The sequence below is a fragment of the Tolypothrix bouteillei VB521301 genome (assembly GCF_000760695.4).
Lineage (GTDB): Bacteria > Cyanobacteriota > Cyanobacteriia > Cyanobacteriales > Nostocaceae > Scytonema > Scytonema bouteillei_A.
In genome coordinates, this window is the sequence record NZ_JHEG04000001.1 from 1278515 (window position 1) to 1304443 (window position 25929).

Below are 25929 nucleotides of genomic sequence, written 5' to 3' on the forward strand. Positions count from 1 at the left end.
CGGATTTAGCCATCATTAAATGGGGTGAAATAAGCATTGTACAGACATTTACGCAAGGACTTGATAACCTATTTTCAACATCCTGTCCGCTCGGAATAAATGGGTTTTGACTTTTTTATAGAACAATTGTACTATTATATCGTTTCGTAGTATTAATCTTGGACTAGAGGTGTGTTACGAACATGAAGTTATGGGAATCATAACCTTAGTGTAATGCAGAAGTGAGGGGGCAATGCCAGACAATCAAAATCAACCCAAAGAGTTTGATGCCATTTTGGGCGGACAAACACCTCCTCCAATTGAGAGTGCTGTTTTGGGAGGACTCCAAGGGGTAAAACACCGTTTGACAAACCCAGCTCTAGAAGCACGGATTGCAGCTCTTTCCGAAGCACTCAACTATGGAGAAGCAGGTTTAGATGTGGCAATTGATGCTTTGCAGGATACCGCAGAACAGGTGCAACGTTTTGCTTCGCGGTTGCTGCGGCAAAACGGAGGTGTTCGAGGAAAGCAAGCTTTGTTAAACCACGATCCATACCTGTTTTTCACTACATTTCAAGATTGGAAAACTGAGAATTTTCACCCTGATATTGGCATTACCAACCCAAGCGAGACTGCATATGTTGTAAATTTTGAGCAGTTGAAGTTACTTTTACAAGATCCTCAAGCTTGCAAAATAGAAGCGTTAATCTGTCAGATGTGGGATTGCAATCATTCCGCCGACCTTTTTATTGATGAGTTGTGTGCATCTTACAAGCAACTGACCAGTCTCAAAGCTCTATTTATCGGCGCTCTTTACGAACCTGAGTACCTGAGTTTTTCACTCAAACTGTGCAATCTTAGCCCTATTGTGAAAGCTTTTCCCAATTTGGAAGTACTGCACGTATGTGGCAGCAAAGGCTTGGAATTCAGGCAGGTGAAGCACGATAACTTAAAGACGCTGATTCTTGACGTAAGTAACTTGGTGGACGATATCGATCAACTGAGCGGTCTCAATCTACCAGCATTAGAATACCTTGATTTGTGGTTAGGTAACAATTGTTACGATAATAAAAATACTACTAATGTCCTAATGCCGATTCTTTCTGGCAAATTATTTCCAAGACTGAGGTATTTAGGACTGCGTGGTAGCCAATATGACGATAAGATCGCCTATGCTATTGCACCTTCTGCAATAGTTAATCACCTCAAGGTGCTGGACCTTTCTAAGGGGACTTTACGTGATAAGGGCGCAGAAGCTTTACTGAAAAGTTCGGCAATCAATCGGTTACACACTCTCAATGTTAGTAATACAGCAGTTTCCGATGTTATGAGGTACAGTTAGTATTAATAAAATCAAAAGATAATACTGTCATGAAAGCATATTCAGTAGATATTCGAGAAAAAATAGTGGCAGCGCATATTGAGGAAAAAATCTCGATTCGTCAAGTAGCACTCAGATTTGCAGTGAGCAAAAGTTTAGTACAAAAGCTAGTAAAGCAACAAAAAAGTCATGGTAATTTACAACCATTAAAACCGGGTAAGCCACGATTTAGTCATCTGACAAATGCGGAATTAGAGTTAAGAGAACTAGTGTCAGAGAATCCGGATGCAACAATAGTGGAATTCTGTGAATTATTTGCGGCAAAGACAGGTAATTGGGTGAGTCAGACGGCAATGTGTCGTTCTTTACAAAAATTAGGATTAAATCGCAAAAAAAAACATTGCGGAGTAGCCAAGCAGCAACTCCAAGAGTTCAAAAACTCAGAGTAGAATATTGGGAAAAAGTCAAGGAGATAGAGCCAGAAAACTTGGTATTTTTAGATGAAACAGGGGTAATACTGGGTTTAGCAAGAACGCATGCACGTTCACAAAAGGGAACAAGAGTATATGAAATGAAGCCATTTTACCGGGGAGCAAAAGTTACGGTGATTGGAGCAATAAGTCTTAAAAAAGTTGTGGCATTAATGACAATAAATAACTCAATGGATAGCCTAGCTTTTGAAGGATTTATTGAGAAGTTCTTATTGCCTCAATTATGGCCGGGAGCAGTAGTAGTTATGGATAATTTACCGGCACATAAACTAGCATCAATCGAACCAATGATTGAATCTGTAGGTGCAAAAGTCTTGTGTTTATCTCCATATTCTCCTGATTTTAATCCCATTGAATTATGGTGGTCACAACTTAAATCTTTTTTACGTACTTTTTCTCCAACTACAACCGAAATGGTTGATAAAGTTATCTCTGTTGCTCTCGACTTGATGAATCCTCAACATTTAAAAAATTGGTTCACTAAGTGCTGTTATTGTACCTCATAACATCGGAATTTGCTGTAACTACATATCAAGGAAAATTGTGAAACGGTTTTCTCGGTTGAGTTGTCGAGTCATTGCCCAACCTCAAGATGACTACCGCTATGATTCTGTATGGGAGTAAATTCAAAGTGTAAAAGCAGGCACTGCAGTGCGCTGCGTATATCGCACCTTTATTTTTGATACGACTACTCGGTATTCCTAATGACTTGAGGACAGCGATAAACAAGCGAGACATCTGAAGCCGTATCGCCGAGCGTTTAACGGGGGTTTTGACTTCTAATTAGAACAATTGTACTATTAGAAGAGTACCGTAGTATTAATCTTAGACCAGAGGTGTGTTACAAACCATAAGTTATGGGAATCATAACCTTAGTGTAGTGGGCAAGTGAGGGGGCAATGCCAGACAATCAAAATCAACCCAAAGAGTTTGATGCCATTTTGGGCGGACAAGCACCTCCTCCTGTTGAGAGTGCTGTTTTGGGAGGACTCCAAGGGGTAAAACACCGTTTGACAAATCCTGTTGTAGAAGTACGGATTGCAGCTCTTTCCGAAGCACTCAACTATGGAGAAGCAGGTTTAGATGTGGCAATTGATGCTTTGCAGGATACCGCAGAACAGGTGCAACGTTTTGCTTCGCGGTTGCTGCGGCAATATGGAGGTGTTAAAGGAAAGCAAGCTTTGCTTAACCATGACCCGTGTCTGTTTTTTACCACGTTCCAAGATTGGAAAATTGAGGCTTTCCCCGATTTTGGCATTACCGACCCAAGCGGAACTGCGTATGTTGTCAATTGCGAGCAGCTAAAGTTACTTTTGCAAGATCCCCAAGCTTGCAAGGTTGAAGCTTTAATTTGCGAGATGTGGGAGCGCTCTTATTACAAAGTTACTGACGAATTCTATGCTTTCGTCGAGACTCTCTTTGATGCTCGCCAGCATTTAACTCAACTGAGAGCTTTATTCATTGGTGACGCTTCAGCACAAGGATATATGAAATCTTACCTTGGGTTAGGTGATATCAGTTTGATTTTAGACGGGTACCCCAATCTGGAAGTGCTGCAACTTCGGGGTTTCTGTGGAGATTTACAGTGTAGTTCGTACCATCACAATCTCAAGACACTCATTATCGAAACTTTGTACCTGAGTGATACAGCCCTAGACCAAATTTATGACCTCCAACTGCCTGCACTGGAGTATTTTGAGTTGTGGATTGGCAGAAGTGACCGTCTCGATCTCGCTCCAATTCTTTTTGATGAACTGTTTCCTAATTTAAGTTATTTAGGACTGCGTAGTTGTAGTTATACGGATGGACTTGTCAGCTATATTGCACAGTCACCACTCATCAATCGCCTATCAGTGCTCGATCTATCAATGGGCGACTTAACCGATGAGGGAGTAGAAGCTTTACTCAACTGCCCTGCAATCGATCGTCTTCACACAGTCAACGTTGCTTATAATTGCGTGTCTGCAAGTGGAATTTCACAATTATCTCAACTGAATTGTCGAGTCGTTGCAGAGCCACAAGTAGAGGTATATGACCTAGGATGTGGAAGTGCTCGGTACTCTGTCCTGTATGAATAAACCAAAGGCGAGAATATGCTAGAACTGGTCATCATCGCAAATCCAGAAAATCGTCGGGTTGGTTTCTTGCAACAGGCGCTAGAGTATTTCAGTTTACCACCTGCAACTGTTGTATCTTATGAAGACGCGATCGCAGGCAGAGAAACATTAGAACGTTTTGATGCACCCAACACCATCATCCGGTTTGATTCCCCTGAGAAAAACTTTGAGGTTGATAAAGCTATTATTGCTGCGGGTGCAAATGTACTAGATGACGGTCAGTACCAACGCATCCATCCTGCTGATGCAATAAAATTAAGCTTCGACAAGGGGCTGATTCTTTACCACCGCCAGTGGTATCTAGGATGGCAGTATCTATTGCAACAATGGGAAAAGCAACTCAAATGCCCAACAATGAATCATCCCGAAGATATTGCCGTAATGTTCGATAAACCCCGATGTCACGAAAGATTCAGCAGCTACGGAATTCCAGTACCGCGATCGCTTGGAATAATTAAAAACTACGAACAACTGCGCGAACAAATGCGGGTGCAAGAGTGCGATCGCGTATTCGTGAAACTTGCCCACGGCTCTGCTGCTTCTGGAGTGGTTGCTTACCGTGCTACAGCACGAGGTGAATCCGCTATAACTACAGTAGAAAGAGTGCGAGAAGAAGGTCAAACCCTGCTTTACAACTCACGTAAAATTCGCCACTACACAAGCAGAGAAGAAATTAGTGACATTATTAACATCTTAACAGCTGAGGGCGTACAGGTCGAAGAATGGTTACCAAAGGCACACCTGCAAGGGTGCGGATTCGATGTACGCGTGGTTGTCATTAACGGTCAAGCACAGCACGTCGTTGTGCGTTTGGGCAAAAGTCCCATGACCAATTTGCATTTGGGAAATGAGCGAGGTGACACTGAGGAATTTTTAGCCACAGTTGGACAAGAGAACTGGGAAAGCATGAAACGAACTTGTGAAGCCGCAGCCGCCTTGTTTCCCAACACCTTATACTGTGGTGTGGATTTACTCATCGCTCCCAACTTTCGCGATCGCGCCATTTTGGAAATCAATGCTTTTGGCGATTTACTACCGGGAATTTTATGCAATGGAATAGATACGTATACCAGTGAAATCAAAGCAATGCTAGCAAAAACAACCCCATGCTTAACATGAATCAAATCGTCGGGACTCACGACATTCTCTTTCTCACCTTAGATACTCTACGATACGATGTTGCTAAAAACTTGATGTCACAAGGACGCACCCCGAATTTAGCAACCGTTATGCCTCAAGGAGGTTGGGAAGAACGCCATTCTCCAGGAAACTTCACCTATGCTTCCCATCAAGCCTTTTTTGCAGGTTTTTTGCCCACACCAGCAACACCAGGGATACATTCAAGGCTCTTTGCTTTGGGATTTGAGGGAAGTACGACTACCACGGAAAAAACGTGTGTCTTAGAAGGAGCTAATATTATCAGTGGATTTGCTGAAAAAGGCTATCATACAATTTGTATTGGTGGTGTTGGCTTTTTCAACAAACTTAACCGCTTGGGAAATGTTTTTCCGTCCCTCTTTGCTGAAAGTCACTGGAGTCCAGAGTTGGGAGTCACCAACCCTAACTCTACAGAAAATCAAGTAGCACTTGCCCAACAAATCTTAGCCAACACACCTCAAAACCAACGCGTATTTCTCTTTATCAATATCTCAGCCCTGCATCAACCCAACTACTTTTACCTTCCTGGTGCTAAAACAGACACCCTAGAAACTCACGCTGCTGCTTTGGAATATGTTGACAGTCAATTAGGCAAACTCTGGGAAGCATTCCAACAACGTGCTTCCACTTTCTGTATTGTCTGCTCAGATCACGGAACAACCTACGGTGAGGATGGTTATACAGGTCATCGCGTGAGTCACCCTTTAGTATGGACAGTTCCTTACACGGAGTTCATCTTACCCACAACAACCTAAATCATTCGTAAAATTCACTCTTCCCTCTTTTCTTCGTGCTCTTTGCGACGCCAGATGCTTCAACGGGGGGAACCCCCGCACGGCGCTGCTCTCCGCAATGCACTGGCTCGTCTTTGCGGTTAATAACTTTTATCCATCACATTCCTCAAAATAACTACCTAAATTAAATACCAAAAATCCCCATTCTCTCTTTCCTCTGTGTCCTCTGCGGTTCAAAAAAATAAATTATTAAATGCACCAATGACAAACCTACTCAATCAAAATCCCAAAACCCAAACCCCAAATCTAAAAACCCTGCTTGAAAAATCCCCCTACCAAGCTTACGTCTACTCGTACCCCCATAAAACAGCCTACCGTCCTCTTACCCCACCTCTACCCTTCAACGAAGTATGGTCCCAACAAGATAAGCGATCGCTGTTTCTCTACATCCACATCCCCTTTTGTGAAATGCGTTGCGGGTTCTGCAACCTGTTTACCACTGTCACTCACAATGAGGACTTTGTTACCCAATACGTCCGCACGGTTCAACGACAAGCACAGAGAGTCCGATCTGCATTAGGAGAAGCATCATTTGCTCGTTTTGCACTAGGTGGCGGTACACCAACTCAGTTACCCATCCACCAACTCGAAGCAATTCTTAATGTTGCTGAGGAAACAATGGGTGCAAGTTTGCAAAATATTCCCGTTTCCGTAGAGATGTCACCAGAGACAGCAACTCAAGATAAACTTAAACTGTTACGCGATCGCGGAGTTGACCGTGCTAGCATTGGTGTCCAAAGTTTTATTGAATCAGAAGTTCTGGCAATTCACCGCCGCCAAAGCACCGCTCAAGTGGAAGCAGCCCTGACTCGAATGCAAGAAGTTGGCTTTCCCACGATTAACATTGACCTTATATATGGATTACCCGGACAAACTGTTGATACATGGTTGCAAACCATACATCATGCTCTCCGCTTTCAACCAGAAGAAATTTACTTGTATCCTCTCTATGTAAGACCCCTAACAGGATTGGGGTGTTCCGATAAAGAATGGGATGATATCCGTTTGGCTTGTTATCGGGAAGGGCGATCGCTGCTCCTATCTTCTGGTTACACTCAAGTTTCCATGCGGATGTTCAAAGCTTCCCCCTCCTCTCCCTTGTCCCCCGATAGCCCCATATACTGCTGTCAAGCAGATGGTATGGTTGGTCTGGGTTGCGGCGCACGTTCTTACACAAACACCTTACATTACTCCAATGAGTATGCTGTAGGAGCGAAAGAAGTTCGTCATATTCTCCAAGCGTTCATCGAAACACCTGATGAATCCTTTGATTTTGTTCGCTATGGCTTTGAACTAGATGAAGAAGAACGCCGCCGACGCTACATTTTATTATCTCTACTTTCCGATGAAGGTTTTAATCTTGACGCTTACTATCAACAATTTGGTACAGATATGTTTGAGGATTTTCCAGAACTTTCTCAACTCTTCTCGCTTAATCTAGCGACACAGAATGAACAAATCTTGCACCTGACGGAAGTTGGAATTGAACGTTCAGATACTATTGGCGCTTGGTTATTTTCTCAAAGGGTTCAGCAATTAATGCAGTCTTACAATTTGAAGTAAACTAGCTAATGGCTAATGGCTAATGGCTAATGGCTAATAGCTAATGGCTAATAGCTAATCAGCAAATAATTCAGTCTTACAATTTAAAGTAAACTACAAATTGAATTCAAAAACCTTAATTTAAAAGTAATGATTAATGAATCGAATCAACCTAAAGAATCTGACGCAGTACTTGGAGGAAAAGCACCACCACCAGTACAAGGGGCTATCTTGGGTGGAATTGAAGGTGTTAAAAATCGTTTATCGAGTCCTATCCTTGAAGCACGAGTATCAGCACTTCAGGAAGCAATGAATTATGGGGAAACTGGGTTAGATTTAATTATTGGGGCTTTAGAATCCAAGTTTAGAAAGGTACGACGCGCAGCAGTACAATTGTTGCAGCAAAGAGACGAACCATCTGCCAAGTTATCGCTATACAATTACAAATTTTGGAGTAGTTTTGAACGCTTAAACGGTCTTCCACCAAGTCATGCAACCTCATTTGCCAACCGAAAAGTTATAGAATTCGATCCATCAGTAGGTATAACTGACACTATTGGAACTGCATACGCTTTAAGGGTTCACAGGCGTCAACCCGATATGAATATAACAGATAAGCTACAGATATTCCTACAGGATTCTCGTACAAACGAAGTTGAAGCATTGGTTGTAGGCAATTGGTTCAATGGGACAGGAGAATACAGTTCCCTTTTTATTGTCAATGCACTGGTTGATGCTTGTGAAGAACTCACTAACTTAAAAGCTTTATTTATTGGTGATATTGAGGATTCGGAAGACATGATTTCTTCAATAGAGCAGAGTAATATCAGTCTTATCTTTGTAGCGTATCCTAATTTAGAAGTTTTGAAAATTCGCGGCGATCGCTATCGCGGACCTTATAACGGAGGACTCGAAATCGAGCCACTTCGACATGATAAATTAAAAGCGCTCATTGTAGAATCTGGTGGATTGCGCCATGAAGTAGTTTCTCAAATTTGCAACCTTGAACTACCAGCCCTGGAGTATTTGGAATTATGGTTGGGGAGAGATGACTATGGTGGAAGTTCATCTATTTCTGACTTAATGCCAATTCTTTCTGGAGTGTTTCCTAAACTTAAGTATCTAGGGCTGCGTAACAGCGAATATTCTGATGATATTGCCTTTGCAATAGTGAATTCTCCAATTATTAAGCATCTGATAGAGTTAGACCTTTCTATGGGAAATTTAGGAGATGAAGGTGCTGAAGCCTTGCTCAATTGTCCAGCAGTCAATCAACTTGATACTCTTAACGTTTCTAACAATTGTTTAACTCGTGCGATGCTTTCTCGATTACAAGATTTAGAAATTGAAACGATTGCTATCCCTCAAAAACAGTATACCTGGCGCTATTGTTCTGTTGCTGAATAATTTAAATTATACCTTTAAACTCATAAGTGAGGTTATCAATGCATCTTACTATTCTCTATCGCGGGTCTTTAATTAGTTGCAACTACGGTTGCGAATACTGTCCCTTTGCTAAACGACAGCAGTCACCAAAAGAATTAGCTGTTGATAAACAAGAATTGGAAAGGTTTACAGATTGGATTGCCCAACATTCACAGCACAATTTCTCAATTTTGTTCACGCCTTGGGGTGAAGCGCTGATCCATCAGTGGTATCAACAAGCTTTGATAAGACTAACACAAATGCCTCACGTCCATAAGGCAGCAATTCAAACGAATCTTTCGTGTCAACTCGATTGGGTGGAAGAATGCAACAAGAACCGTCTTGCACTCTGGACAACGTTTCATCCAGAATGGGTGTCGCGCCAGCGCTTCCTCGCTAAGTGTCTGGAACTTGATAAGCGGGGTATCCGTTTCAGTACGGGTGTTGTTGGTTTCCCTCAATTTAAAGATGAGATTGCTGCTCTACGTCATGAATTACCACAACACATCTACTTGTGGATTAATGCAGTTAAGCGAGAACTTGGCAATTTGTCTAAAGAAGACATGAATTTTTTCAAGTCTATCGACCCGCTTTTTCAGATAAATATTCACCATTACCCCAGCTTTGGTTATGCTTGTCGTGCTGGAAAATCTGTGATTTCTGTTGATGGTGATGGCACTATACGACGCTGCCACTTTATTAAAGAACCAATTGGAAACATTTACGACCCCAAGTTTGAAGAAGCATTGTATGACCGACCCTGTACCAACACAACTTGTCACTGTCATATTGGTTACGTACATTTAGAGTATTTACAACTAGATAAAGTGTTTGGAAATAGCATTTTGGAAAGAATACCTGTTGATTGGGATAGAGAAATTGTGGTATAGTATGCAACAGAAACAGCAAGGATTCACAATCTGGTTAACTGGGTTAAGTGGTGCAGGCAAAACAACTATTGGTCAAGCTGTAGCACGGGAATTACAATTCCAAGGTTACAGAGTGACAGCCCTTGATGGTGATGTGATGCGCCAAACCCTATATAGGGACCTGGGATTTAGCAGAAGCGATCGCCAGGAAAATATTCGGCGTATTGGTTCTCTTGCACGTACTCTTACGTCTCAAGGTGAAGTTGTGGTAGTCTCTACTATCTCTCCATATCGCGTTCAAAGAGATGCAATGCGACATTCCATTAAAGATTTTATCGAAGTCTATGTCAATGCGCCTCTTGCCGTCTGCGAGCAACGGGATGTAAAAGGTTTATATAAAAAGGTACGCTCTGGAGAAATCACAAATTTTACTGGTATTGATGAACCATATGAAGTACCACTCCATCCAGAAGTTGAATGTCAAACAGATTGTGAAACTCTTGATAAGAGTGTCACTAAAGTCTTGGCGAAAGTTAAAGAATTAGGTTATTGCTGATATTGGGTTGAGTGAGAGGAAAAAGAATACCTTTTTCTCTTGACACCAAAGAGTTCAATTATACTTGGAGAAACTGCTATGGCTGAGTATCAAAAAGTGGAATATCGGATTGGTAAAGATGGTAAAATTACGGAAACAGTTATGAATGCTTCCGGTTCTAGCTGTACAACAACAACTTCAGGTATTGAACAAGCTTTAGGAGAAATAGAAAACCAAGAGCTTTTGCCTGAGTACTACGAGGGTGAAGAGAACTTAAGCTCCACAGAAAACCAATCCATCGAGCAAAAAGGTGGTTGAGAATGTTTGTTGATTTTAACATCATCATAATTCTGCTTGGGAGTCTTGTGGTATTCACGGGTGCGATCGCATTCTTACGCGTTCTTTTTGAAGCCATTTACGCTACTGGTAACCCGCAAGATACCTTCCTTTTGGGATTGATGAAGCAAGAAAGTATTCCCAACTGGCAAACTTTGCAGCAGAAAGCAGAAATCAGCAGCACTACCCTTTGGCAACTTAGGGATGGACAGGTGGCTTCCATAAAGTTAAGCGAACTAGCACAAGTTGCCAAAGCGCTGTCAATACCTTTCTATGATTTTCTAGAAAAACTGGATGTATTGCCACCACATCCAGAGTTAGAAGCACGGCGTAAAGAATGTTTGGAGTTACAGAAGCAGTTGCAATCGCTTGCAAAAGAGAAAGACGCACTGCGTCAGGAAGGAATGCGACTGCATGAAGAATTGCAACAGCAACGGACTGAACTAACAAACGAGTTTCGTACCGCCACGTTTGAAAAGTTGCAAACATTGCTCTCCAACTACCCCAGCATTTACCAAATGGTGAGTGTGAAACCAGAACTACCAGCAAAAAATGTTCTTTCGATGTTTACTCCTTTAGAGAACTTGTTGAAGGAATGGGATTACGAACAGATTGGCAAACCTTGGGAACAAGTCTCTTACAATCCTCAAATTCATCAGCCAGATGCGTCTGACATGACGGAAGGCGAGATGGTTTACATCCGATTTGTAGGTTACAGAAATAAAGAAGACATTCTCTGTCCGGCTAAAGTCAGCCGCACTTTGCCTGTAGGAGGAAGGTAGAGGGTGGGGATAAGGGAGACAAGAGAGACAAGGGAGACAAGGAAGAATAGCGAACAAACCACTAACAAACAACTAACCAATGACAACCGTAGTAATTGATTTTGGTACGAGTAACACAGTTGTATGTACAACTGATTTAATTACACAAACACCACGAACTTTAAAGTTTGACTTAATTTCACGTCGGTTTGAAGTTGGGGGAGAGCAAGTTAGTGTTGTACCAAGTTTGGTGTTTGTAGAAGGGGAAAATCGCATACTTTTTGGCGAACAAGTACGGGCTAAGCGTTTGGGATTTGTTCAACCGGAGCGATATTTTCGAGCTTTTAAACGCGAATTAGCTGCAGATTTTGTTCCTCCTCCTCGTTTGTTGGATGGTAACAATTACAGTGCGGAAGCTGTTTCGGAACTGTTTGTGAGAAACATTTGGCAGATGGTTGAAGAACAATTGCAACCCAGCCATGTTATTTTTACGGTTCCTGTAGGAGCTTTTGAGCGTTATCTCGATTGGTTTCGCGCTTTTGCAGACAAGTTGAGTATTCCTAAAGTACAAATTGTGGATGAATCTACCGCAGCTGCTCTTGGTTATGCAGTGCAACGCCCTGGTTCTGTGGTGTTGGTGGTAGATTTTGGCGGTGGAACCCTCGATTTGAGTCTTGTGAGAACTGTAGGTGTTACTTCCGAACATCAAGTAGTACGGGCTGAGGTTCTCGCTAAGTCTGATGCTTTTGTTGGTGGTGTTGATATTGATACGTGGATTGTCGAGCATTATCTCAAGCAAATTGGTTCTTCAAGAACTGAGGTAGGAGAAATTGGTTGGCAAAATTTGCTGGAAGTGGCGGAGAAACTAAAAATTCGGCTATCGACGGCTGATGAAGCTAAGGAAGCTTGGTTTGATGATGAGAATTTTATGTCCCATGAATTGCAGCTTAACCGAGATGAGTTAGCAGAGATTTTGGAAGCAGAACAGTTGTTGGAGGTGTTGCGACAAGCTTTGGATGAAGTTCTTGCGATCGCTTTAACTAAGGGAATTAACAAATCGTCTATCGAACAGGTGTTGCTGGTAGGCGGTACTTGTCAAATTCCCGCAGTACAGCAACTTGTCACTTCTTATTTTGGGCGACAAAAGGTGAAGTTAGACAAGCCATTTGAAGCGGTAGCACACGGTGCGTTAGCTTTGAGCAAGATGGCGGCTGTAGATGATTATTTGCGTCACAGCTATGCTATCCGGCTTTGGGAACCTCACAGCAAAACTTATTCTTATCTGACATTAATTGAAAAAGGGATGCGCTATCCGGGAGCACGTTCTCAACCTTTGACGTTACAAGTTGCAACACAAGGACAGCGAGAGATACGTCTGGATATAGGGGAAGTCGCAGAGGTATCACAGGCGGAGGTTACTTATGATGCTAGCGGACGAATGACAAGTACGCATTTGGTTAAGCAAGATACCTATCGTTCTTTGGAAAATCATCACCAACAAGTGTGTGTGGCGCATCTCGATCCACCAGGGGAAACGGGAGTAGACAGGATAGAAGTGTTATTTGAAGTGAACGAACAACGGGTTTTGGTGGTAACGGTTAAGGATTTGCTGACTAAAAAGGTATTGGTGGAGAGAGAGGCGATCGCTAAACTTCAATAAATCGCTAAGAGGAAGATTCAGTTAGTAACCGCGATCGCCTTAGAGGAACATCGTCAAACTCATGAGGAAAAACATAATCTGGAGCCAAATTGACAATTTGTCTATATCAAGCGTACTAGGCATTAAATTCAGTCAATGTTAAAACGCAGTTTGGTTTCTTCATCTAGTTTTGTTAAGAAACTTCAAATTTCTGGGAATACTAAATTTGGAAGTCTTGAGAATTTAGCGGTATGGTCAGCGATCTTGTCAGTATTCCCGGATATTGCATAACTGAAGAACTATACAATGGTTCGAGAACCTTAGTGTATCGTGGATACCGAGAAATTGACTCATTAAGAGTAGCGATCAAACTACTGAAAAATTCTTATCCCACTTTTAACGAACTCTTATTATTTCGCAATCAGTACACCATCACTAAAAATCTTAACTCACCTCTGATTGTCCAAACTTATAGCCTAGAACCATATCAAAATGGTTATGCGCTGGTAATGGAAGACTTTGGGGGGATTTCTTTGAAAGAATGGAGCCTCAAGGTAAAGCGTCTATCTCTAGAGGAATTTTTAGTGCTCGCGATCCGGCTGTGCAATACCTTAGATGTACTCTATCGGGAGCGCATTATTCATAAAGACATTAAACCCAGCAATATTTTAATTAATCCCGAAACCAAAGAAGTTAAAATTATTGATTTTAGTATTGCATCTTTATTACCGAAAGAAAATCAAACACCGAGTAATTCTCATATCCTAGAAGGGACGCTCAGTTATATATCTCCAGAACAAACAGGTAGAATGAATCGCGGTATAGACTATCGTACAGATTTTTATTCTTTGGGTGTCACATTCTACGAATTACTGACAGGAAAGTTACCATTTTCAGCAACTGAGCCAATGGAGTTGATACATTCTCATATTGCCAAAATTGCACCCTCAGTACATGAAATCGATTCAAAAATTCCATTAGTTATCTCAAAAATTATCAGAAAATTAATGGCGAAGAACGCGGAAGATAGATATCAGAGTGCTTTAGGACTGAGATTAGATTTAGAAAAGTGTTGGCATCAGCTACAAGAAACTGGTCGGATTTCAGATTTTGCAATCGCACAGATGGATGCATGCGAGCGCTTCATGATTCCCGATAAACTTTATGGACGAGAAACCGAAGTCTTGACTTTACTGGAAACATTTGAGCGAGTTAGCCTTGGTGCAACAGAGATGATTCTGGTAGCGGGTTGTTCCGGAATTGGAAAAACTGCAGTTGTCAGCGAAGTTCAGAAACCAATTGTGCGGCAACGCGGCTATTTCATCAAAGGAAAATATGACCAATTTCAAAGGAACATTCCTTTCGTTGGATTTGTACAAGCCTTTCGGGATTTAATGGGGCAATTGTTAAGCGAAAGTGATGTCCAACTAGAGCAATGGAAAAATAAGATTTTAGAGGCTGTGGGTGAAAATGGTCAGGTTATCATTGAAGTCATTCCCGAATTATCAAGAATTATTGGCAGCCAACCGCCAGTAGTGGAATTATCAGGAACTGCGGCACAAAATCGCTTTAATTTATTGTTTCAAAAATTTACTCAAGTTTTTACGAGTGCAGAACACCCATTAGTGATTTTTTTAGATGATTTGCAATGGGCTGATTTAGCATCATTAAAGTTAATACAGTTATTAATGGCTGATACAGGTCATTTCTTGTTAATTGGTGCCTACCGTGATAACGAAATCAACCCAGCACATCCATTCATGTTGACTGTAAGCGAACTCCAAAAAACAAGAGCAAAGATTCAGACGATTACTCTAGCACCACTTAATAGAGAGCAAATCAATCAGTTAGTTGCCGAAACATTAAAATGTCAGGAAACTTTAGCATGGGAATTATCGCCATTGCTCTATCAAAAAACTCAAGGAAATCCGTTTTTTGCTACCCAGTTTCTCAAAGCATTGCATCAAGAAGAACTCATTCAATTTAATTTTGAGTTGGGCTGCTGGCAATGTGACATTGCACAAGTGACAACTCAAGCAGTCACAGATGACGTTGTTGCCTTTATGGCGTTGCAATTAGGAAAACTGCCAGCATCAACTCAACAGGTGTTGCAGCTAGCCGCTTGTATTGGCAATCAATTTGATATTGCAACTTTGGCTATTGTCAGCCAACACTCAGAAGTAGAAACAGCTGCGACTTTGTGGAAAGCACTGCAAGAAGGGTTGATTGTACCGTTAAGTGATGTATATAAATTTTATCAAACAGAAGCAGGCATTGGGTTGGTACCCAAACATGAGGAGAGCGCTCAACAAATAGCTAAATATAGGTTTTTACACGATAGAGTCCAGCAAGCAGCTTACTCCCTAATTGCTGACAACCAAAAACAGACAACACATTACCAAATCGGACAACTACTCCTGCAACAGATCTCCCCAGAAGCACTAGAAGAGCGGATTTTTGAAGTGGTGAATCAATTAAATCACGGAGTGAGTTTAATTAACCAACAAACACAACGAGAGCAACTCGCACAACTGAACCTCATCGCCTGTCGCAAAGCCAGAGCCGCTACCGCCTATCAAGCTGCGCGTGAATATGTTGCTGTGGGATTGTCCCTGTTGGGAGAACAAGCTTGGCAACACCATTATGAAATGACCCTCGCCTTCCATGAATTAGCAGCAGAAGTGGCCATGCTATGTGGTGACTTTGAGGCGATGGAACAATTTATTGATGCTGTTATCGCCCAGGCGCACTCTTTACTTGAACAGGTTCATGTTTACTGCATTAGAATTCAATCTCATGCCTCCCAAAGTAAATTTTCCTCTGCGATCGCGATTTGCGAAACTATTTTGCAACAACTAGGTGTAACGTTTCACACACCTACACCGACAGATATTCAACAGGCAATACAAGAGATTGAAGAACTCATTGCAGACAAGCAAATTGAAGATTTGGTTCATCTAAACGTGATGACCGAAGCAGAGAAATTGGCAATTCTCCAGGTTACCAGTAGCATTCTCTCAACAGCTCACATCATTGGCTCTCCATTGCTTCCATTGCTAGTTTTGTTGTCGGTTAAACTATCTATTCAATACGGCAATACATCGGTATCAGCCTATACCTATGTAATGTATGGAATGGTTTTGTGTAATCTGGTCAACGATGTAGAGACAGCAGTCAAGTTTGGTCGGTTAGCTCTCCAGGTTGTCTATAAACTTGATGCCAAAGCGATTAAGCCCGAAGTATTAGCTGTGCTGGGAGGATTTCTCCTGCACCGCAAGTCTCATATAAAAGAAATGTTGCCACTAGCGCAAGAGGGTTACGCGATTGGACTGGAAGTTGGAAACTTGGAGTTCGCTGGAAATAATGCGATCAATTTTTGTAACAATTCTTTTTGGTGCAGTCAGCCGCTTGCCATCTTAGAGCAGGAGGCTCGCACATACAGCAATGGTTGTGCTCAACTGCACCATTTGGCATCAGCTAATCGCTGCCGAATCTTTTGGCAATCGGTGTTAAATCTGTTGGGTTGTGCAGAGCATCCTACCATTTTATCGGGTGAAGCCCTGCAAGAAACAGAATTTCTGCCAGTGCTGCTAGCTGCTAATGACTTGTTTGCCCTGTATTGTTTCTATGTGTCTAAGCTGATGCTTTGCTTTTTGTTTGGGGAAATTGAGCAAGCTAACAACCATGCACTCTTAGGCAGAAACTATTTAATTGCAGGTGCAGGATTTGTTGGTGAACCTGCATTTTATTTCTACGATTCTTTGATTGCTCTAGCACAGTTGAGTCAACCGTCAGATCACGGCTCGACGGTATTAGAGCGGGTAGCGCAAAACCAAACGCAGTTACAGTACTGGGCGCACTATGCTCCGATGAATCACCAGCATAAAGTTGACTTAGTTGAAGCCGAAAAATGTCGCGTATTAGGACAAATAGCACAAGCGATTGAGCTATACGATAAGGCAATCTCTGGAGCCAAATCCAACGAATACACTCAGGAAGAAGCTTTAGCTAATGAACTAGCGGCAAAGTTTTACCTGGGGTGGGGTAAACAGCGCATTGCTCGGGAATACATGACCCAAGCCTATTATGACTATGCCCGATGGGGTGCAAAAGCCAAGGTTGCTGACTTGGAACGCCGCTATCCCCAACTGCTGGCTCCTATATTACAGCAAACACGTTCTTCCGTCTCACTTCACGAAACTATATCCGCATTGGGGAGCGCCATATCCACTAGTTCCGCTACTTCTAGCAACAGTGTCTCAGATCTCCTAGATTTAAAAGCGATTCTCAAAGCTTCCCAAACTCTCTCAAGTGAAATCGAACTCGAAAAACTGCTGTCATCGTTGCTTTCTATCGTCATTGAAAATGCGGGAGCCGAGAAGTGTGTGTTAATGCTCTTGCAAAATAATCACCTGCTAATTAAAGGATCGATTACCCAGGGGAGGGAGCCAGTAGTATTCGAGCACCTTGTGGTTGAGGACACTCAAGAGGTTCCCTTGAAACTGATTTACAAAGTCAAGCACAACAGGCAGACTGTTGTGCTCCATAATGCAATGGCAGATCCAACTTTAGCCAACGACCCGTATATCATTCGTCAGCAGCCTAAAAGTATCTTGTGTGGCCCGATTTTGCATCAAGGGAAGTTGATGGGCATTTTATATTTAGAAAATAATTTAGCAAAGGAAGCGTTTACAAACAATTGCGTCGAACTCCTGAATTTACTTTGCACTCAAGCTGCTATTTCTTTAGAAAATGCCAAACTATTCTATGAAAGCAAACAAGCTGAAATCAAGCTCCAGCAAAGTAACGCTTTCCTAGAGGCGCAACGTGAATCTTCTCTGGATGGAATCTTGGTTGTTGATAAAGACCGACAAATCAGTTCTTATAATCAGGGTTTTCTAGATCTATGGAGAGTTCCACCAGAACTTAGGAATACCCGTGACGATCGCGCAATGCTGGCATTTGTTGTTGAGAAAGTTGCCGATCCACAAGCCTTTTTAGACCGAGTTCTCTACTTATACGAGCATATTAATGAATCAAGCCACTGTGAACTGCTCCTGAAAGATGGACGAACGATCGAACGGACATCGGTTCCTGTAAACTCTGGGAATCAAGAAAACTGGGGGCGGATTTGGTATTTCCGGGATATTAGCGATCGCAAACAAACCGAAGCGGCTCTGCAACAGAAAGAACAATTTCTCCGCAGTATTTACGATGGATCTGAAATACTCATTATTGTGACAGATGTGATGGAAGATGGCAGTTTTCGCTATGCCGGATTGAATCCTACTGCAGAAAAGATATGCGGAGTTCGTGAGATTGATGTTTTAGGAAAAACGCCCTTTGAAGTTTATGGGGAAGAAGTAGGGAGAGCTATCGAAAACATCTTGGTTGATTGTGTAGAAAGTAGGATACCCATTTCCACAGAAAATTTGTTAACCATGAAGGGCGAGGAAAAATGGTTCCTGGCGACCCACAACCCGCTCAAAAACGAAAACGGACAGATTTGCCGAATTATTACAACAACGATTGATATTAGCGATCGCAAACGAGCAGAACTTGCCTTACAACAAAAATCACTGGAATTAGAACACGCATTACACAACTTGCAAAACGCCCAATTACAAATTGTCCAAAGTGAGAAAATGTCTGCTTTGGGTAATTTAGTTGCTGGTGTCGCTCACGAAATGAATAATCCTTTAGGTTTTATTGCTGCTAGTATTAAACAAGCTAAACCAATGTTTACTGATATTGTCGAGCACTTGAAACTCTATCAAGAAACTTTCCCCGATTCGAGCGAGCCAATTCTCGTTCATGCTGAAGAAATTGACTTGGAATATAGTTTAGAAGACTTACCCAAAATGCTTGATTCCATGTCTATAGCATGTGACAGATTAAAAAACATCAGCACGAGTCTCCGCACTTTCTCTCGTGCCGATCGAGACTATAAAGTACCATTTAACATTCATCAAGGTATAGATAGCACGATTTTAATTTTGAAGCATCGTCTCAAAGCAAATGAACAACATCCATTAATTGAAGTTGTCACTAACTATGGTAATGTACCTCAAATTGAATGTTTTCCCGGTCAGTTAAATCAGGTATTTATGAATATTTTAGCGAATGCTATTGATGCTTTAGAAGAATCTAACAATGGACGCACTTTGACAGAAATTCAAGCAAGTCCAAACCGAATTAAAATTACAACTTCAGTCGAAAATAATATAGTAAAAATTGCTATTGCTGATAATGGCAAGGGAATGAGTGAAGAAGTTCAACAAAAAATATTCGACCATTCATTTACTACGAAAGCTGTGGGGAAAGGAACGGGGTTGGGGTTGGCGATCGCCCGTCAAATCGTTGAAGAAACCCATGGTGGTAAATTGTATTGTTACTCAGTTTTAGGTGAAGGCACAGAATTTACCATTACCTTACCAACTACATTAGCGCCAACCAGTTGAGTTTCCCTCTAACTTTCCGACTTATTTCACCCACTATTTACAAATTTTTATGTCACCGTTAACAGAAGCACTCAACAGAATTGAAACTTGGTTTGTAAAAAACCAGCCTGAATTTGCTTTGGGTTTACAGCCAGGATTAACTCGCGAACAAATAGACGCATTGCTCGTGAATTTTCCATTTCGACTTCCAGAAGAACTCTACGAATTCTACGGTTGGCATAACGGTTGTACGAGCTTTGGCTACATAATTCCTTACTACGATAATTTTTTCTTTTTAGAAGAAGTTTTGAGGGATTATCAATACTGGTTGAGTTGGGACTGGTGGAACCCACACTGGCTACCAATATTGGATGGTAATGGTGATTATAGGTATGCTGTTGTTGTAGGCGAGGAAGCAGCTCCTGTTTGGTACATCGATCCAGAGGGCTGTACGAAAGAAATTCGTTGGGACAGCCTGACTGATTTAATGTTAGCAACAGCAGAGTGTTACGATACAAGCGCTTATTATCTTAATGAAGAGGGATATTTGGAGGAAGATCGGCAAAAGATTGCGGAGATTCAGCGCAAACATAACTATCGCGTAACTCAGCAAATTAACCCAGATGAATCTTACAATTCCTATCCTCCAACAGCGGCAAGTCAAGTTAATCTATCCGATCCAAATGCCTTGGAACAGCTAACACAAGCTCTGCAGGCATCACCTTTAAGCCCTGATGCTACTACTTTGCAAGCTATGGCGGCTAAGACTTTAGATAATCTTGCCAATCTAGGTTTATTTCAGGAAATAGGAGCTCAGCCACTGATTTCTTCTTTACAAAACATCATATACGATGGTGCAGGTCATGCTCTAGCAGCACAAAAGTTGGGTGAATTGGGAGATAGAAGGGCTGTTGAGCCACTTTTACAAGCTTTAAAAGATCGTTCTAGCGAAGTCAGGGCGAAGGCAATTGAAGCATTGGTGAAATTGGGCGCAAATCAAGCCGTCGATCCGCTAATTGCGTGCTTGCAAGACTCAGACTTTTTTGTACGTGTTAAAGCAGCATGGGGACTTGCAGAACTAGGAGATGTTAAAGCTATCGAACCTTTAATCGAGGCATTGAGACAAGAAAATCAGTCTACAGCTTGCAGTGCGATCGCTACAGCACTTGGAAAGTTTGCAGATCCTAGAGCGATCGCTCCCCTCATTGAAGTTTTACGTAGTAACGGTCAAAATCTCACAAATGCATTTAGCTTCCATCGTGTCAGAGTTTCTTTAGTAAATGCATTAAGTTTGATTGAAGATAGCAAAACAACAAATGCTTTGGTTGAGGTTTTGAGAGATCGACAGAGCCTTTTACAAGCTCAAGGAAGTTCCTGGCAAGAATTGATACAAGTAACTCAGCTTTGTGTAAAAACGCTCTTAAAACGCCAGCATTCCGAGTTGATGGAAATTTTGACTCAGTTGCTTCAGGATTCCGAGAGGGATATTCGCTCTCATACTCTTTTAGCATTAGCTTACATCTCAGATGCACAAATAGTAGATTTGCTCATCTTAGGATTAGCAGATGACGATGTTTTGTTGCGTCAAGCAGCAATTCAATCTTTAGGGGAACGACGGGATTTAAGGGCAGTTGAACCCTTGATTCGTCTTCTAAAAGACGTTAATGCGGATGTCCGTTTGGAGGTAATTCAAGCTCTAGAAAATCTGAACGATTTAAGAGTTGTAGATGCTCTCATTGGGATGTTAAATGATGATAATCCTAATGTTCGTTCTGGAACAGCTTTAGCTCTGGGTAATCTTGGAAATTCAAGAGCAGTTGAACCGCTTAACCAATGTTTGGAGGATGAAAGCTCTATCGTTCGCAAAATGGTTCAAGAGGCTTTAAACAAACTTTCCTAGTTATATCGCAATCCGGTTCAGATAAGACTCGATCCCCCCTAGCCCCCCTTTCGATCGCGGGGTTGGGGTTGGCGATCGCCCGTCAAATTGTTGAAGAAACTTGTTGAAGAAACCTACGGTGGTAAATTGTTTTGTTACTCGGTTGTAGGTGAAGGCACAGAATTTACCATTACCTTACCAACTACATTAGCGCCAACCAGTTGAGTTTCCTTCTCGCTTTCCAACTTATTTCACCCACCATTTACAAATTTTTATGTCACCGTTAACAGAAGCGCTAGAACCCCACTACCTGTAGTATCTCCCCAAGGTATTGGGAAAGTTGTCTGAGTGATGCTTAACTGTCTTAATTGTCCTTGCATTTTGATTGAAAGTCGGAGATATTAAGAAGCACAAAGCTTAGTATTACCTATTCTCAGTATTCTTCTGTAAGCACTAGCTTGAACAAAAAATTTTCCTAGCTTCTTAAGATCTTAGGAACGAAACTCATGTCTGATATCAAAAAAATTGGTTCATCTTGGATAATGAATTGGTTCTTTGGTTTTAACCAAACTCCTACAAATGAAGATAGTAATATTTATATGAAATCTGTTTTATGCTGTGCTAAAGCAGATGGAGTTCTCTCACCAGAAGAAAAGGATTGGGCGCTTGGATTCTGTGCGTCTTGGGGAGTTGAAGACTGGGTAATTGAAGAGCTAAAAGCATATGAAGCAAATGAAGATATAGAAGATGTCATTGCTCGCTCTCCTCAAGTATCAATGGCACAAAGAGATATACTTCTCACTGCAATTTGGGCTTGTGCTGCTGATGGAGAATCTCATGAAAAAGAAAAAGCGAAAATTCGACAAATGGCTTCTATTTTAGGCGTAACAGAAGACGTAGTAGAGCAGTTAGAGCAGCTACAAAAAGAAGAATCAGTATTACGACAAAAGCGTCTTAAACTCTTATATCCTCAAAAAAGCCCTTATTAACAATTCAGGTTTACTACTGATTGAGGTATGATTTGTGAAAACACGCTATTTGAGACGTGTTTTTATAAATTATATCTGAATTAGCAATGCCATTTTTCTTCCATTGGGAAGATAGAAAAAGATTTTTTGTATAAACCGAACTAGGAGGAAAATTGCAAGTTTCAAAGATATATGCAAAACTTAACGAGAGTTTAACAAAGGGTTGGGAAGATTTTAATAGCAGCGTAGAATTCAATTTATTTTATGAGTTTTTTCAATTTCTTTTGCAAGCAGGATTTGACGAAAGCCATTACAGAAAGTTTATTCCTAACCCAGCTTATGATAATGCTGCTAAAATAATTGGAAAGCATTTTTTAGCTACAGCAAGGCAGTTTGAAATTTGCTTTGACGAGATTTTCCCTGGCAATTTTTCCATGTCAAAGGAAGATGATAGAGAAGGTGTCGCGATCCGGGTGTTTTATTTAACTGCTTTTTATCAAAATCAACCTTTATGTCTTTTTGTAATTAAATTTTCTCACGATCGCGAAAAGTTCGGATTTCCCCTACCACCAGAATTAGAGATAGTAAAATTGTACGAAGTTTAATAATTTATACTCAAAAGATGAATATACTGATTGTACTGGGCGAAGTTATATTTTTGATAGTTATTTTCTCGCTATTTTACTGGCTAATTAGCATAGTTTTCAAACAAGTTGCTAAACTCTCTTGGCTTCAAGAAAAGAATGTCAATATAACTTCTCTCCAACGTCATATTAGCAAAATTTTAATTTTTATTTGTGCGATCGCATGTCTTGCTCTAATTGGCATAAATGGAGCAGTTATTTATCGAGGTGAAAACATTCAAGAATTTCAGATCAGTCTTATTCGCAATCTTCCTACTCAGTTTTGGAGCAAGTTTTTTACAGCAAGTTTGAAGACTGTAAGTTTACTGATGCTAATTAAAGTTAGCATACCACCTTTAAGTCGCGGTATAGACTGGGTTGGTGATTATGCTAAGAAAGTCGATAAAATTAAGGCTAATGATGAGAGTGTCGAGGCTTTTTTTAAGGTATTAAAAAGAATTATTATTCATGGTGTATGGGGAATTTCTGCTATTTTGTGTGCTAACTTTCTTTATCTTCCAGAAGTTGTTGCCAAATATATTTACATTGCTTTAAAAATATATATTACGATCGCGAGCGGTTTACTCATTGTCAAAGCTGTTGCTACTATTGTTGATACTCTTGACGATCTAAGTCTGAGATACTCTAGCTCTAACAATCTCCTGAATTTATACGAACGTTTGCGTCATCTCATACCCCTATTCAAGAAATGTTTGGAGTACGTCCTCTATGTCGGTATAGTAGATTTTATTGTTCCAGAAATAAAACCTATCGCTTGGATCGGTTCGTATACTCCTAAAATTGTGCAGATTATTGGGATTTTCTTTATCAGCAATGTTTTAGTTGAAGTTGCTTACTTCATTCTTGATGAGTTCTATGTAAAAACTATAGATCTTGATGACTCACAGCGACAAAAGCGGCTGACACTTATTCCCTTGATGCGAAGTTTTGCCAAGTACTTTGTCTACTTTACTGCCGGAGTAACTATACTCAAGCTGATTGGTATCGACCCTGCACCTATTTTAGCAGGTGCAGGAATTGTGGGTATAGCAGTTGGTCTTGGGGCGCAAAATCTGATTAATGATGTTGTATGTGGATTTTTGATTCTGTTTGAAAACTATTACTTGGTTGGTGATTATGTTGAAGTCGGGAAAGTGGAAGAGAGAAATATTGAGGGGATTGTAGAGGCGATTGAACTGAGAACGACTCACGTCCGTCATCCTGATGGTCAATTACAGATTGTTCGCAATGGGGATATTGGATCGATTATCAATTACTCTAAACAGTATATATATGCAAGAGTAGAAATTAGCGTTTCTCATGATTCTAATTTGGATCGTGTCTATAGAGCGATCGAGAATGTAGGACAGCAATTAAAGATAGACGAACAGGATGTTCTGGAACCTACACGAGTCGCTGGAATAGAAAATTTTGGGGAGAATAATTTATTGCTGCTGACGCTGACAAAGGTAAAACCAGGAAAACACCTTCATATTCAGCGCCTTCTTCGTAGGATATTGAAAGATACTTTTAGTCAAGAAGAAATTGAAATTTTTGGTTTTTCTAAGAGTTGATATTCCATTAGTAGGGTTAAGGTCACCCGTTCCACGCCTCTACTAAGATGTTTGGGCAAGGGTGTCTGCCGAGATACTAGTACATGAAGGCAGAAGTACGTATAGCCCTTGCGGGCATAGCTGCGGCATCTCGTAGCGTGTCCGTAAGGAGATACCCGGAGGGGTTAATGGTCAAAAAGCCATTAGCTATTAGCAATTAGCAATCCAAATTTTTTACAAATAATTTAGGATTGCTATATATATTTAATATCAAGCTTTTCACTGGTAAATATTTGTAGATTCAGGTATTTTTTGTTAACTGTCTTAACTGTCTTAACTATCCTTGTGTTTTTGCTTTAGTACTGGGAATATTCTAGCATTATTCCACGCAGGGATAGACATATAGAAGTTTAGTAAATAGAGGGAAAAAATTATGTCCGACATCAAAAAAATTGGTCAATCTTGGGTATTCAATTGGTTTTTTGGCTTCAGCGAAGTCCCAACAGATGAAGATTGTTGTATTTATATGAAATCAGTTTTATGTTGCGCTAAAGGAGATGGAGTTCTCTCAAGTGAAGAAAAAAATTGGGCTATTGGATTTTGTGCATCCTGGGGAGTAGCAGACTGGGTAATTGAAGAGCTAAAAGCATACGAGGCAGATGAAAATTTAGAAGAGGTCATTGCTCGCTCTCCTCAAGTGTCTATGGCACAAAGAGATTTACTTCTCACAGCAATTAGGGCTTGTGCTGCTGATGGAGAAACTCATGAACAGGAAAGAAAAAAACTTCGGGAAATGGCTTCTATTATAGGAGTAAAAGAAGAAATAGTAGGGCAGTTAGAGCAGCTACACCAAGAAGAATTAGCATTACGTCAAAAGCGTATTAAGCTGCTATATCCGGAGAAAAGCCCTTATTAGGAGTTTATGTGTTTTCAATAACTAGATTCAACTCCAACGCTGAATAATTCAAAATTTGCTTATTTGCTTCTTCAAAAGTTAAGAATATTTAGAAATAATTGGTGTGGAGTCTGCAGGTGAAGGTATAGATAGGAAAAAACACGCAGCAACTTTAGCGCGAGGAAAAGTTGGAATTTTACATGGTGCGATGAGCTATCTATTACAGAATGACGACGGTCAGGTAGTCGAAACGCATTCGATAAGTGCTGGATTAGACTATCCAGGCGTAGGACCAGAGCATAGTTATTTGAAGGATATTGGTCGGGCTGAATATTACAGCGTGACTAATAAGCAGGCATTAGAAGCATTTCAAAGACTTTCGCAATTAGAAGGCATTATCCCAGCTTTAGAAACAGCTCATGCGATCGCCTACTTAAAAACTCTTTGTCCTCAATTAGATAATAGCCCTTGCGTTATTATTAACTGTTCTGCAAGAGGTGATAAAGATGTCCAAACTGTCATTTCAAACGGTTTGACGATGACTTGAGCGATATGGAGATGGATGGTGCAACGTGTCCCCGGAATGCACGTGTATCGGCAAGCA

General features: G+C 41.0%; 19 protein-coding genes and 1 pseudogene. All 20 read left to right on the forward strand.

Translation table 11 applies throughout. The features are described 5' to 3' along the window. Window positions 1–232 precede the first annotated feature (232 nt). Window positions 233–1321: a leucine-rich repeat domain-containing protein gene (locus HC643_RS04985; protein ID WP_167844625.1), complete on the forward strand. Its 1089-nt coding sequence runs from the start codon at window positions 233–235 to the stop codon at window positions 1319–1321. Window positions 1322–1350: 29 nt separating this feature from the next. Beyond that, a complete protein-coding gene (locus HC643_RS40730; protein WP_038092057.1) occupies window positions 1351–1749 on the forward strand; it encodes a helix-turn-helix domain-containing protein in 399 nt (132 codons plus the stop codon). Next, complete coding sequence (locus tag HC643_RS40735; RefSeq protein WP_202048575.1) at window positions 1701–2297, forward strand: IS630 family transposase; 597 nt, start codon at window positions 1701–1703, stop codon at window positions 2295–2297. Before HC643_RS40730 ends, HC643_RS40735 begins: the two co-directional genes overlap by 49 nt. A gap of 393 nt (window positions 2298–2690) precedes the next feature. Beyond that, a complete protein-coding gene (locus HC643_RS04995) occupies window positions 2691–3869 on the forward strand; it encodes a hypothetical protein (RefSeq protein ID WP_050046413.1) in 1179 nt (392 codons plus the stop codon). 15 nt (window positions 3870–3884) lie between these two features. Further along, window positions 3885–5027: an STM4014 family protein gene (locus HC643_RS05000; protein WP_038077881.1), complete on the forward strand. Its 1143-nt coding sequence runs from the start codon at window positions 3885–3887 to the stop codon at window positions 5025–5027. Next, window positions 5024–5821 (forward strand): STM4013/SEN3800 family hydrolase, encoded by a 798-nt coding sequence (locus HC643_RS05005; RefSeq protein WP_237265833.1) that lies wholly within the window; start codon window positions 5024–5026, stop codon window positions 5819–5821. The genes HC643_RS05000 and HC643_RS05005 overlap by 4 nt, the downstream gene beginning before the upstream one ends. 240 nt (window positions 5822–6061) lie before the next feature. Next, complete coding sequence (locus HC643_RS05010; protein WP_050046464.1) at window positions 6062–7423, forward strand: STM4012 family radical SAM protein; 1362 nt, start codon at window positions 6062–6064, stop codon at window positions 7421–7423. Window positions 7424–7552: 129 nt separating this feature from the next. After that, window positions 7553–8809 carry a hypothetical protein gene (locus HC643_RS05015; RefSeq protein WP_050046412.1) on the forward strand — a complete coding sequence of 419 codons (1257 nt, stop codon included), beginning with the start codon at window positions 7553–7555 and terminating at the stop codon, window positions 8807–8809. 38 nt (window positions 8810–8847) lie between these two features. Beyond that, complete coding sequence (locus HC643_RS05020) at window positions 8848–9717, forward strand: STM4011 family radical SAM protein (protein WP_038077886.1); 870 nt, start codon at window positions 8848–8850, stop codon at window positions 9715–9717. Between the two features lies 1 nt (window position 9718). After that, window positions 9719–10252, forward strand: a complete 534-nt coding sequence (cysC, locus tag HC643_RS05025; RefSeq protein ID WP_038077888.1) for an adenylyl-sulfate kinase — start codon at window positions 9719–9721, stop codon at window positions 10250–10252. Window positions 10253–10330: 78 nt separating this feature from the next. Then, window positions 10331–10549: a DUF2997 domain-containing protein gene (locus tag HC643_RS05030; protein WP_038077890.1), complete on the forward strand. Its 219-nt coding sequence runs from the start codon at window positions 10331–10333 to the stop codon at window positions 10547–10549. Between the two features lie 2 nt (window positions 10550–10551). Further along, window positions 10552–11349 (forward strand): helix-turn-helix domain-containing protein, encoded by a 798-nt coding sequence (locus tag HC643_RS05035; RefSeq protein WP_137986477.1) that lies wholly within the window; start codon window positions 10552–10554, stop codon window positions 11347–11349. A gap of 79 nt (window positions 11350–11428) precedes the next feature. Then, window positions 11429–12988 carry an Hsp70 family protein gene (locus tag HC643_RS05040; RefSeq protein ID WP_038077893.1) on the forward strand — a complete coding sequence of 520 codons (1560 nt, stop codon included), beginning with the start codon at window positions 11429–11431 and terminating at the stop codon, window positions 12986–12988. Window positions 12989–13218: 230 nt separating this feature from the next. After that, a complete protein-coding gene (locus HC643_RS05045) occupies window positions 13219–19428 on the forward strand; it encodes an AAA family ATPase (RefSeq protein ID WP_038077895.1) in 6210 nt (2069 codons plus the stop codon). Between the two features lie 49 nt (window positions 19429–19477). After that, window positions 19478–21307, forward strand: a complete 1830-nt coding sequence (locus HC643_RS05050) for a HEAT repeat domain-containing protein (protein ID WP_038077899.1) — start codon at window positions 19478–19480, stop codon at window positions 21305–21307. Window positions 21308–21792: 485 nt separating this feature from the next. After that, entirely contained in the window at window positions 21793–22275 is a 483-nt protein-coding gene (locus HC643_RS05055) for a TerB family tellurite resistance protein (RefSeq protein WP_038077901.1), read from the forward strand. 152 nt (window positions 22276–22427) lie between these two features. Next, window positions 22428–22859 carry a hypothetical protein gene (locus HC643_RS05060; protein ID WP_038077907.1) on the forward strand — a complete coding sequence of 144 codons (432 nt, stop codon included), beginning with the start codon at window positions 22428–22430 and terminating at the stop codon, window positions 22857–22859. 17 nt (window positions 22860–22876) lie between these two features. Then, the gene (locus tag HC643_RS05065; RefSeq protein ID WP_038077909.1) at window positions 22877–24451 is read left to right on the forward strand and encodes a mechanosensitive ion channel family protein; all 1575 of its coding nucleotides are present in this window, start codon (window positions 22877–22879) and stop codon (window positions 24449–24451) included. A gap of 412 nt (window positions 24452–24863) precedes the next feature. Further along, window positions 24864–25346: a tellurite resistance TerB family protein gene (locus HC643_RS05070; protein WP_038077910.1), complete on the forward strand. Its 483-nt coding sequence runs from the start codon at window positions 24864–24866 to the stop codon at window positions 25344–25346. Between the two features lie 88 nt (window positions 25347–25434). Continuing rightward, window positions 25435–25872: pseudogene (locus tag HC643_RS05075) on the forward strand (tryptophan synthase subunit beta); the annotation flags it as partial. Window positions 25873–25929: the final 57 nt, after the last annotated feature.

Coding starts and splice junctions, on each gene's coding strand:
- HC643_RS05050 (WP_038077899.1), top strand. CDS start 19,478: ATGTCACCGTTAACAGAAGCACTCAACAGAATTGAAACTTGGTTTGTA.
- HC643_RS05045 (WP_038077895.1), top strand. CDS start 13,219: ATGGTCAGCGATCTTGTCAGTATTCCCGGATATTGCATAACTGAAGAA.
- HC643_RS05035 (WP_137986477.1), top strand. CDS start 10,552: ATGTTTGTTGATTTTAACATCATCATAATTCTGCTTGGGAGTCTTGTG.
- HC643_RS04995 (WP_050046413.1), top strand. CDS start 2,691: ATGCCAGACAATCAAAATCAACCCAAAGAGTTTGATGCCATTTTGGGC.
- HC643_RS05020 (WP_038077886.1), top strand. CDS start 8,848: ATGCATCTTACTATTCTCTATCGCGGGTCTTTAATTAGTTGCAACTAC.
- HC643_RS04985 (WP_167844625.1), top strand. CDS start 233: ATGCCAGACAATCAAAATCAACCCAAAGAGTTTGATGCCATTTTGGGC.
- HC643_RS05005 (WP_237265833.1), top strand. CDS start 5,024: ATGAATCAAATCGTCGGGACTCACGACATTCTCTTTCTCACCTTAGAT.
- HC643_RS05030 (WP_038077890.1), top strand. CDS start 10,331: ATGGCTGAGTATCAAAAAGTGGAATATCGGATTGGTAAAGATGGTAAA.
- HC643_RS05000 (WP_038077881.1), top strand. CDS start 3,885: ATGCTAGAACTGGTCATCATCGCAAATCCAGAAAATCGTCGGGTTGGT.
- cysC (WP_038077888.1), top strand. CDS start 9,719: ATGCAACAGAAACAGCAAGGATTCACAATCTGGTTAACTGGGTTAAGT.
- HC643_RS05040 (WP_038077893.1), top strand. CDS start 11,429: ATGACAACCGTAGTAATTGATTTTGGTACGAGTAACACAGTTGTATGT.
- HC643_RS40730 (WP_038092057.1), top strand. CDS start 1,351: ATGAAAGCATATTCAGTAGATATTCGAGAAAAAATAGTGGCAGCGCAT.
- HC643_RS05070 (WP_038077910.1), top strand. CDS start 24,864: ATGTCCGACATCAAAAAAATTGGTCAATCTTGGGTATTCAATTGGTTT.
- HC643_RS05010 (WP_050046464.1), top strand. CDS start 6,062: ATGACAAACCTACTCAATCAAAATCCCAAAACCCAAACCCCAAATCTA.
- HC643_RS05015 (WP_050046412.1), top strand. CDS start 7,553: ATGATTAATGAATCGAATCAACCTAAAGAATCTGACGCAGTACTTGGA.
- HC643_RS05065 (WP_038077909.1), top strand. CDS start 22,877: ATGAATATACTGATTGTACTGGGCGAAGTTATATTTTTGATAGTTATT.
- HC643_RS05055 (WP_038077901.1), top strand. CDS start 21,793: ATGTCTGATATCAAAAAAATTGGTTCATCTTGGATAATGAATTGGTTC.